At 73.1% G+C, this 9,821-nt stretch carries 9 protein-coding genes; 5 read left to right on the top strand and 4 right to left on the bottom strand.

All coding sequences use genetic code 11. The features are described from left to right. On the bottom strand, positions 1–2,029 hold a 2,029-nt coding region (locus tag DZF91_RS33750), incomplete at its 3' end, for a sensor histidine kinase (protein ID WP_117361098.1). 286 nt (positions 2,030–2,315) lie between these two features. Here DZF91_RS33750 and DZF91_RS33745 point away from each other — a divergent pair. Next, positions 2,316–3,158, top strand: a complete 843-nt coding sequence (locus DZF91_RS33745) for a sirohydrochlorin chelatase (protein ID WP_117361097.1) — start codon at positions 2,316–2,318, stop codon at positions 3,156–3,158. A gap of 165 nt (positions 3,159–3,323) precedes the next feature. On the opposite strand, the gene DZF91_RS33740 is transcribed toward DZF91_RS33745, so the two are convergent. Both DZF91_RS33740 and DZF91_RS33735 read right to left on the bottom strand, forming a co-directional pair. Next, on the bottom strand, positions 3,324–4,130 hold the full coding sequence (locus tag DZF91_RS33740) for an enoyl-CoA hydratase/isomerase family protein (protein ID WP_117361096.1): 807 nt from the start codon (positions 4,128–4,130) through the stop codon (positions 3,324–3,326). A gap of 4 nt (positions 4,131–4,134) precedes the next feature. Then, positions 4,135–5,037 carry an SDR family oxidoreductase gene (locus DZF91_RS33735; protein ID WP_117361095.1) on the bottom strand — a complete coding sequence of 301 codons (903 nt, stop codon included), beginning with the start codon at positions 5,035–5,037 and terminating at the stop codon, positions 4,135–4,137. 263 nt (positions 5,038–5,300) lie between these two features. Here DZF91_RS33735 and DZF91_RS33730 point away from each other — a divergent pair, with 263 nt between their 5' ends. Then, complete coding sequence (locus DZF91_RS33730; RefSeq protein ID WP_117361094.1) at positions 5,301–6,377, top strand: NAD(P)H-dependent amine dehydrogenase family protein; 1,077 nt, start codon at positions 5,301–5,303, stop codon at positions 6,375–6,377. 132 nt (positions 6,378–6,509) lie between these two features. Here the strand turns inward: DZF91_RS33730 and DZF91_RS33725 are convergent, their stop codons facing one another. Then, positions 6,510–7,172 carry a DedA family protein gene (locus DZF91_RS33725; protein ID WP_117361093.1) on the bottom strand — a complete coding sequence of 221 codons (663 nt, stop codon included), beginning with the start codon at positions 7,170–7,172 and terminating at the stop codon, positions 6,510–6,512. 155 nt (positions 7,173–7,327) lie between these two features. Between DZF91_RS33725 and DZF91_RS33720 the strand changes: the two genes are divergently transcribed. From DZF91_RS33720 to DZF91_RS33710, 3 genes are all read left to right on the top strand, one after another. Next, entirely contained in the window at positions 7,328–8,374 is a 1,047-nt protein-coding gene (locus DZF91_RS33720; protein ID WP_407920963.1) for a glutathione S-transferase family protein, read from the top strand. Positions 8,375–8,524: 150 nt separating this feature from the next. After that, positions 8,525–9,196 carry an AIM24 family protein gene (locus DZF91_RS33715; RefSeq protein ID WP_117361092.1) on the top strand — a complete coding sequence of 224 codons (672 nt, stop codon included), beginning with the start codon at positions 8,525–8,527 and terminating at the stop codon, positions 9,194–9,196. A gap of 369 nt (positions 9,197–9,565) precedes the next feature. Next, on the top strand, positions 9,566–9,821 hold a 256-nt coding region (locus DZF91_RS33710; RefSeq protein WP_147341515.1), incomplete at its 3' end, for a 2-oxoglutarate dehydrogenase E1 subunit family protein.

Raw genomic sequence — 9,821 nt, 5'->3', positions numbered from 1 at the left:
GCTCGGCGACCAGCCGCACGACCGGCTGGGCGGCGGGCTGCGCGGCCGGCGCGGCGACCGCGACGCGGCCGGACGCCGACACCGTGGTGTCGGCGAGCGGGGACGGGGACATCGAGCCGGTGGAGCGGCGTCCGACCGCGACCGGCTCGGGGTTGTCCACCAGCAGCGCCTCCGGCAGCAGCGCGATCGCGGTCGTGCCGCCGTACGGGGACGGCCGCAGTGTGACCCTGACGTCGTGCCGGGCCGCGAGCCGTCCGACGATCGCCAGGCCGAGCCGGGCGCTGTCGGCGGGGTCGAAGTCGGGCGGGGAGGCGAGCCGCGCGTTGGCGTCGGCGAGCGCCTCCTCGTCCATCCCGAGGCCGCGGTCCTCCACCTCGACGGCCAGGCCGTGCCCGACCCGGTGGCCGCTGACCAGCACGGGCGCGCCGGGCGGGGAGAACGCGGTGGCGTTCTCGACGATCTCGGCGAGCAGGTGCACGACGTCGGTGACGGCCGAGCCGACGACCGACAGCCGGGGCAGCGGCTGCACCCGCACGCGCGGGTAGTCCTCCACCTCGGCGACCGCGCCGCGCACCACGTCCACCAGTGGGACGGGGTTGCGCCAGCCGCGGCCCGCGTGCTTGCCCGCGAGGATCACCAGGCCCTCGGCGTGCCGCCGCATGCGGGTGGCGAGGTGGTCGAGCTTGAACAGGTCGGCGAGCTCGGCCGGGTCCTCGGTGCGCCGCTCGAGGGTGTCGAGCAGGCCGAGCTGCCGGTGCAGCAGCGCCTGGTTGCGGCGGGCGAGGTTGACGAACACCTCGTTGACGCCGCGCCGCGCGGCGAGCTCGCCCGCCGCGGCCGTGAGAACGGCGTCGCGGGTGCGGACGAACGCGCGCGAGATGCGCCGGATCTCCAGGATGCTGTAGTCCCGGTTCTCGTCCCCGCCGAGCGCCTCGGCGAGGTCGAACGGCTTGCCGTGCCGGGCGGCGTCGGCGAGCACCGGCAGCCGGTTGCGCGCGAAGTCGCCCACCTGGGACGCCAGCCGGCGGCACTCCTCGACCAGCCGCCGGGCGACCCGCCAGGCGATCAGGGACGAGGCGACGACCGCGACGAGGCCGAGTCCGCCGGCGACGCCGAGCTGGAAGAACACGTCCATGCCGACGCCGCGCGCGTCCCGGATGATGTGCTCGAGCACCTGGTTCTCGAACTTGTACAGCCGGTCCCGCATGATCTCGGACGCGGACCGCCAGGCGTCGTCGTCGACCGGCGGCGTGCCGCGGCGCAGCCGCCGCTCCGGCGGCGCGATGTTCTGGACGACCTGGTCCTCCATCTCGCGCAGCTGCGTCATCACCGGCGACTGCTCGATCAGGGACCACTCGATCCGGTCCTCGCGGGTGAGCATCGGCGCGGTGTCGGCGTACAGGGTGCGCTGCGCGCCGCTCAGCCGGGCGAACTCGCCGCGCTCGGCGACGGTGACGCGGCCGGCGGCGAGGCCCCCGGCGAGCAGGGCGTCCTCGCGGGACAGGTACTCGTGCGCGCGGGCCAGCGCGGTGAGGGTGCGGGCGTCCACGGCGAGGGTGCCGTCGCCGCTGGGCGTGCCGTTGTTGTAGACGGAGAAGCCCGCGTCGATGACGGAGTTGAACTCGGTGAGCGCGCCGGCGCGCTGGAGGCCGCCGGTGTCCACGGCGTGCCGCAGGGTCGGGAGGTTGCGGGCCTTGGCGACCAGCGCGTCCATCGCCCGCAGCTCGTCGGTGCCGACCGTGCCGCGCAGCGCCTTGTCCCGGACGCCGTCCCGGACGACCGCGGCGGCGGCGTCGGTGTGGTCGCGCTGCGACGACAGGTCGACCTTGAACCGCGTCCCGTGCGAGCCGATGTACACCTGGGTGAGGCGGCGCTCCTTCTGCAGTTCCACGAGGAGCCGCTGCGTGGGCAGCAGCACCTTGTCCTGGAACTTGCCCCCCTGCAACAGGCTGTTGGCATTGCCGAAGAGAACCGTCGTGACGAACGCCCAGAGGGCGATCAGGGACACGAGCGGCACCAGGGCCAGCACGGCGATCCTCGTCCGAATCGAGGAGAACCGCCGTCGTTTAGACGACATCTGCGGGATTACCTCCCGATGCGTATTGTGCGGGGGTCTGCGGAGCCTACTATGCCGCGATCACGACGCGCCGCCCCGTCCGCGATCTGTTCGTGACCGGCCTGTTGTCCACGCGGCCGGACGGCCGTTGTCGAGGGCGTTGTCCGGGCGGCGACGGAGCCCCTCACACCCCGCATGACGGGCCCCACGCGGACACCGTGAGTTCCGGAGCGCAACCGACGGCGTTACGATTCCCGCCGTGACTCCCGAAAGCCAGGCATCCGAGGCACTTCCGTCGCGTCGTTCCCGCGCCCTGCGCGGAGGACGCCACCGCGGAGACGAATCCTTCCTGCTTCCGCCGGGCTCGCCCGCGCTCGTCCTGGCCGTCCCGGGACCGGCGAGCGGGCAGGCCGGCGCGGTGGCGGGCGAGCTCGCCCGCGCGGTCGAGCTGGAGAACACGGGCCAGCCGGCGCTGGTCGCGAGCCTGGGCGGCGGCCCGGAGGGGCTCGGCGCGGTCCTGTCCCGGCTCGCCCCGGCGCGTCCGGACGAGCCCGCCGCCGTGGTCGTCCCGCTGGTCACCGGGCCGGACCCGGCCATCATGAGCGTGGTGTCCGCGGCCGTCGCCACCGCGCCCGTCCCGGTGGTGGCCGCCGACCCGCTCGGCCCGCACCCGCTGATCGCCGAGGCGCTGCACGACCGGCTCGCCGAGGCCGGCCTCGCCCGCGCCGACCGGATCCGGATGATGACGATGGTCACCGAGGCCGGCGGCGTCGTGGTGGCCCCGCCCGGCGACCAGGCGGCGGTCCGGCAGGCCGAGATCACCAGCGTGCTGCTGGCGTCCCGGCTCGCCTGCCCGGTGTTCACCGCGCCGCTGGACGACGAGGCCGCGCTGCGCGGCGCCGCCGACCAGCTCCGCGCCTCGGGCGTCCGCACCGTGGCGCTCGCGCCGCACCTGATCGGCCCCGAGGTCTCCCCCGACCGGATCGCCCGCGCCGCGGTCGCCGTCGGCGGCACCGCCGCCGCTCCGCTGGGCGCCCACCCGGCCCTCGCCCGCCTCGCCGCACTGCGTTACGCCGAAGCTCTCGCGGCTGCGCTGCGTTGATCGAGCCTCCGGCTCCACACCCTCGCCTGGCGGCTCGGGTACGGCCCGGACGCTCGGTGAATGCGACATCGCTTCGCGACCAAGCGCGCGGGGCTTGCCTCCGGCTTCGCCCCGCGCGGTTGGTGGCGCATTCACGCCGGTTGCGGTTGTCGCCGGTTTCTCCGGCTAGAGGTTCCTGAAGTCGGGCGGGCGTTTCTCCAGGGCGGCCGTCATGCCTTCTGCCAGGTCTTTCGTGAAGAAGGCCAGGGTCTGGACGCTGGTCTCGGCCATCAGTTGCGTGCGCAGGCCGGGGGCGTCCAGGGACGCGTTCAGCAGTTCCTTCGTGCGGCGCAGGCCGTAGGGGGACTTGGCCAGCAGCCGGTCGGCCAGGGCGTGGGCCTCGGCCAGGTCCTCGCCCTCGGCGGCGCGCCGGGTGACCAGGCCGAGGCGGTCGGCGGCGTCCAGGTCGAGGCGTTCGGCGAGGTAGGCGAGCTCGGCGGCCCGGGCCGAGCCGACCAGGCGCGGCAGCAGCCAGGACAGGCCGCAGTCGCCCGCCGACAGGCCGAGGTCGGTGAACGGGAGGACGAACCGCGTCGTCGGGTCGGCGACGCGCAGGTCGCAGGCGAGCGCCCAGGAGACGCCCATGCCCGCGACGGGGCCGTGCAGGGCCGCGACCACCGGCTGCGGGATCTCGCGCAGCCGCGCCGTGACCTCGCCGCCCCGCGCGATGCCGCGGTGGAGCCGCTGCACGCGTCCCTCTGCGGACGCCTCGGACGGCTCGGACGCCTCGGCGCCCTGCAGGTCCATGCCGGAGCAGAAGCCGCGGCCCTCGCCGGTCAGGACGACCACGCGGGTGTGCGGGTCGCCCATCAGCCCGTTGAGGACGTCCAGCAGCTCCTCGGTCAGCTCGGCGGTGACCGCGTTCAGCCGCTCCGGGCGGGACAGGGCGACGGTGAGCACCCCGTCCCGCCGGTCGAGGCCCAGTGAGCCCATCGGCTCAGGAGCCGAGCTGCTGGATCAGCGGTCCCATCTGCTCGCCGACGTTGCGCGGGACGGTGTGCGGCTCGGCGGCGTTGATCGCCGCCCAGTTGTCCCGGACGGACTCGACGGTCAGCTCGTCCGTGGTGCCCCAGCCCGGTCCCTCGGCCACCAGGATCCTGGCGATCCGGCCGCCGCCGACGGTGTAGACCTCGCCGGAGTCGGGGTTGGACTCGTGCGCGAGGTAGGCGACGAGCGGGGTGACCTTGTCCACGCCGAGCCGGTCGGCGAAGTCGGCCGGGAACAGGTCCTCGGTCATCCGGGTCCACGCGACCGGGGCGATCGCGTTGGCCTTGATGTCGTACTTGGCGCCCTCGTGCGCGAGCGTCTTGGTGAAGCCGACCAGGCCCATCTTGGCGGTCGCGTAGTTCGCCTGGCCGAAGTTGCCGAACAGGCCCGCCGGGGACGAGGTGTTGACGATGCGGCCGTGGCCGTTCTCGCGCAGGTGCGGCCAGGCGGCCTTGGTGACCAGGAACGAGCCGCGCAGGTGCACGGCGATGACCGCGTCCCACTCCTCGACCGACATGTTCTTGAACGACCTGTCGCGCAGGATGCCCGCGTTGTTGACGACGATGTCGAGCTTGCCGAAGGAGTCGACCGCGGCCCGGACGATCGCCTCGGCGCCCTCCGGCGTCGCGACGTTGTCGGGGCTGGCGACGGCCGCGCCGCCGTTCTTGACGATCTCGTCCACGACCTCCTGCGCCGGGCCCGCGGACGCGCCGACGCCCGAGCGGTCCCCGCCCAGGTCGTTGACCACGACCTTCGCGCCGCGCGCGGCCAGCTCCAGCGCGTGCTGCCGGCCCAGCCCGTGCCCGGCGCCCGTCACGATCGCGACGCGCCCGTCATAGCGCAGTTCCGTCATCCGGTTCTCCTCACCTCGCGGCGGCTGCTGCTCCCAGGTAATCACTCTGGGCGGTTACTGGATACCATCCGACCGAATCGCGCTCGGCTTCGGGGTGCCCGGCCCGTGCCCGTCCCGTGCCCTTCTAGGGGACACGACGGGAAAATGTCGCCAACCACCCCATGTCATCGACCATTCCGCGTAGTCTCCTCTGCTCTGGATCACCGGATTCCCCCCGGAACCACCCCGTGAACCACCCCGTCCGGCGAGCACGGAGGACAGCGATGACCGACCGTCCCGGCGACCGCCGGCTCCGCGTCGTCCAGTGGGCGACCGGGGCGCTCGGCCGCAGCGCCATCCGCGCCGTCCTGGAGCGGCCGGACCTGGAGCTCGCCGGGGTGCGGGTGTTCGACCCCGCCAAGGACGGCGTGGACGCGGGCGTCCTCGCCGGACGCGCCCCGACCGGGGTCGCCGCCACGCTGTCCACCGAGGCCCTGCTCGACCTGGACGCCGACTGCGTGATCTACGCCGCGGCCCCCGGCGGCGCGCCGTTCGCCGACCTGGACACCGTGCACGCGCTGCTGGCCTCGGGGAAGAACGTCGTCGCGACGACCGGCTACGTCTACCCGCACGCGCACGGCCCGGGCCTGGTGGCCGCCCTGGAGGAGTCGTGCGCGCGCGGCGGGACGTCCCTGTACGGCTGCGGCGTCAACCCCGGCTTCATGGCGGACGTGATGCCGCTGCTGCTGTCCCGGCTGTCGCGGCAGGTCACGCACGTGTTCGCGCGCGAGTGCTCGGACTTCACCGGGCACCCGTCGCCGCGGATGCTGCGCCACCTGGTCGGCCTCGGCCGCACCGAGGAGGAGTTCGGCGCGTTCCTGCGGCGCGCCCGCCCGGTCATGCGCACCGCCTTCGGCGAGAGCCTGCACCTGGTCGCCGCCGGGCTGGGCCTCGCCCCGCCCGAGGTGGACACCGACGTCGCCTGGCGGCTCGCCGCCGAGGACGTCGAGGTCACCGCCGGGACCGTCCGCGCGGGCACGGTCGCGGCCGTCCGCTGGACGTTCAGCGCGATGGTCGGCGGACGCCCGGTCATCGGGCTGGAGACCGTCTACAAGGTCGGCCCGGACGTCGCGCCCGAGTGGGGGCGGCCGGGCTACTCGGTGCGGGTCGAGGGCCGTCCGTCGATCACCCTCACCACCGAGGAGGACTGGGTCACCAACGGCATCGCCGCCGCGGCGGCGCACGCCGTGAACGCGGTCCCGGTCGTGTGCGCGGCGCCGACCGGCGTCCGCACCTTCCTGGACCTGCCGCCCGTCCTCGGCCGCGCCTCCGTCCACCACATGGCGGGCGCCCGCCCCTGAGGAGGGACGGGCGCCACCGAGCGCGGAACCGGAGGGGGCCGCGAAACCGAGGCCCGCGGACCGACCAGGGGCCGCGGAGCCGAGGCCCGAGGGCCGACCAGGGGCCGGGGCCGGACGGTCGGCTCTGGACGGTCAGCTCTGGACGGTCTCCTGCCGCTCGTGCTCCAGCCGGGCGGCGGCCTCCTCGGCCTCCTCCCGCTTCTTCTTGCGGAAGTGCCAGACCACGAGGGCGGCGACCGCGACCACCGCGACGCCGACCGCCAGGCCCTGCCCGGCGAGCTTGGCGACGTGCTCGAAGGCGGTCCCGGCGAAGTAGCCGCCGAGCGTGAAGGTGCCCACCCAGACGACGCCGCCGATGAAGTTGAACAGCAGGAACTTCGGATACGGCATCCGCGACATGCCGACGAGCGCGGGCATCAGCGCGCGCAGCAGCGCGGTGAAGCGGCCGATGAACACCGCCAGGCCGCCGCGCCTGCGGATCATGTCCTGGGTCTTGGACACCTTGCTCTCGTGCCGGACCATGACCCGGGTCGTGAGCAGCCGCGGCCCGAGCTTGCGGCCGATCTCGTAGCCGACCGAGTCGCCGGTCACCGCCGCCACCACCGCGATCACCAGCAGCAGCGGAAGGGACAGCCGGTGCTGGCTGGCCAGGATGCCGCCGACCACGATCGCGGTCTCGCCCGGCAGGACGAAGCCGAAGAACAGCGCCGCCTCGGCGAACACCAGCGCCGCGATCATCAGGTAGATGAGCGCGGGCGGCAGGCCGTCCGTCAAGGCGCTGAAGTTCTCGAGCATCCCGTCCCCCGCGGAAGGAGCCCCGCGCGGTTCGCGAGGCGGTCTGGCGTCATCGTAGCCAGCGGCCGGGTCCGCCCGGATCCCCCTCAGGTCGCAGTGCAGGCCCTACTTTGGAGGGGTCCGGGATAGTTCCGTCCAGGAGAGGACCGCGGGGCATGAGCGCGCAGGAGAGGGCGGCCGGGACGGCCGCGGGACAGACCGGGGGCGCCGGGGCGGGGGCGTCCGGGGCCGCCGGGGCCGCCGGGGCCGGGGCGTCCGCGGGGTCGGCGCAGATGACCGACGTGCCGAAGGAGGTGAAGGCCGGCCGGTTCGTCCGGCAGCCGAACCGCTTCACCGACCGGATCACCGGCGACGGCTCGGGCCCGTACCCCGCCGAGGCGGGACGGTACCGGCTGATGGTGTCCTACGCGTGCCCGTGGGCGCAGCGGAGCATGATCGTCCGGCGGCTGCTGGGCCTGGAGGACGTGGTCACGCTCGGCGTGGTGGACCCCATCCGGGACGAGCGCGGCTGGCGCTTCCCCGAGCCGGACCCGGTGACCGGCGCGACCTTCCTGTCCGAGCTGTACCTGGCCACCGACCCGGGATACACCGGCAGCCGCTACACCGTCCCGTGCGTCTGGGACACCACGAGCAAGCGCCTGGTCACCAACGACTTCCCGAACATCACGACGATGTTCGAGACCGAGTTCACGGCCTTCCACAAGCCGGACGCCCCGGACCTCTACCCGGAGGAGCTGCGTCCGGAGATCGACGAGCTGAACGACCTCGTCTACGCCACGGTCAACAACGGCGTCTACAAGGCCGGGATGGCGACCGGGCAGGACGTCTACGAGGAGGCCGTTGACGCCCTGTTCGGCACCCTCGACCTGCTGGAGGAGCGGCTGGCCGACCGGCGCTACCTGCTCGGCGACCGGCTCACCGAGGCCGACGTGCGGCTCTACCCGACCCTCGCCCGCTTCGACGCCGTCTACCACGGCCACTTCAAGTGCAACCTGCGGCGGCTGGTCGACTACCCGAACCTGTGGGGGTACGCCCGCGACCTCTACTCCCGGCCCGAGTTCGGCGAGACCACCGACTTCGACCAGATCAAGCGGCACTACTACGTCACGCACAAGTTCATCAACCCGTCCGGGATCGTTCCGAAGGGCCCGGACGTTGACTGGACGACCCCGCACGACCGAGCCCGGCTCGGCGCCGCCTGAGCCGTCCGCCCGGTCTCGTCCCACCCCCGCCCGGGCGTTGGAGGAGGCGTTCAGGGACCGTTCAGGTTCGATCACTATCCTGTCCCGCCTTCCGGGACGCAGCCCGCGGCGTCGGACATCCGAACAGGCTCGAAAGGTCTCCCTCAGAAAATGCGCAGCCCCTTCTTCAACAACATGGACCAGGGCGAGCCCGTCCCCGGCCACTTCGCGCTCCAGAACGCCAAGATGCTCCGTGTCCACCTCAACGGCGACGTCATCGCCCGGCAGGGCGCGATGGTCGCCTTCCAGGGCCAGATGGACTTCGAGTACCAGGGCGCGGGCGGCGTCGGGAAGTTCCTCAAGAAGGCCCTGACCGGCGAGGGCGCGCCGCTGATGCGGGCCAAGGGGCAGGGCCTGCTGTTCCTGGCGCACAACGCCGAGGACATCCACCTGTTCTACCTGGAGAACGAGCAGATCACGGTCAACGGGAAGAACATCCTGGCCTACGACGCGCACCTGCAGACCGACATCAAGCGGGTGCAGGGCGCGGGCGTCATGTCCGGCGGGCTGTTCAACACCACGATCGGCGGCACCGGCTGGGTCGCGGTCCACACCCACGGCGCGCCGGTCATGCTGGACGCGGGCCGGGCCCCGACGTTCGCCGACGGCGACGCGGCCGTGGCCTGGAGCACCAGCCTCCAGATCGGCGTCAACCGCACCATCAAGGCCGCCGCGCTGATCGGCCGCGGCAGCGGCGAGGCCATGCAGCTGGCCTTCCAGGGCCAGGGCTTCGTGCTCGTCCAGTCGAGCGAGGGCCCGACGGTCCCCGATCACACCCACTGATCCACGGTTCCACCTGACCCCCGTTCCAACTGACCCGCGTTCCACCTGACCCGCGTTCCACCTGACCCGCGTTTCCTCTGGTCCGCGTTTCCTCTGGTCCGCGGTTCGCCTCGTCCACGGATCGCCTGATCCACAGCCGTCCGGCCCGCGTTCCGCGCGTGTTGAGACGGTCGCCACATCCGCGTCTCCCAGGAGACGCGGATGTGGCATGTATCGCCGGTTCCACCCCAAATATTTGGGCAAAATCTACGGTTTTGAGGGTTGGACGATCGGGGTACCGGTGCGCTGGCCTGGCGGGCGCCCAAGTGCGAGTAGCCTTGACTCGTCTCAGAACTCACCTGCGAGCTGCGGAAGAGGGCGATCTCCGCCGTGTCGACAGAGTCAGCGCATTCAAGTGCCGACCCCAAGACCACAGACTTCGGTGCCAACGAATGGCTGGTCGACGAGCTGTACCAGAAGTACCTCGAAGACCCCAATTCCGTTGACGAGGCGTGGTGGAACTTCTTCGCGGACTACCAGCCGGGCTCCCGGCCGGCCGCGACTCCCCCGGTAACCACGGCCCCGGCCGCCGAGGGCGCGCAGGCCGCGCCGCCGACGGCGGCCCCGGCGCCGAAGGCCCCGGCCG

The organism is Actinomadura logoneensis (assembly GCF_003428695.1).
Classification (GTDB): domain Bacteria; phylum Actinomycetota; class Actinomycetes; order Streptosporangiales; family Streptosporangiaceae; genus Spirillospora; species Spirillospora logoneensis.
Note: the sequence above shows the minus strand (reverse complement) of the source record. Positions and strands in the feature narration are given on the sequence as shown.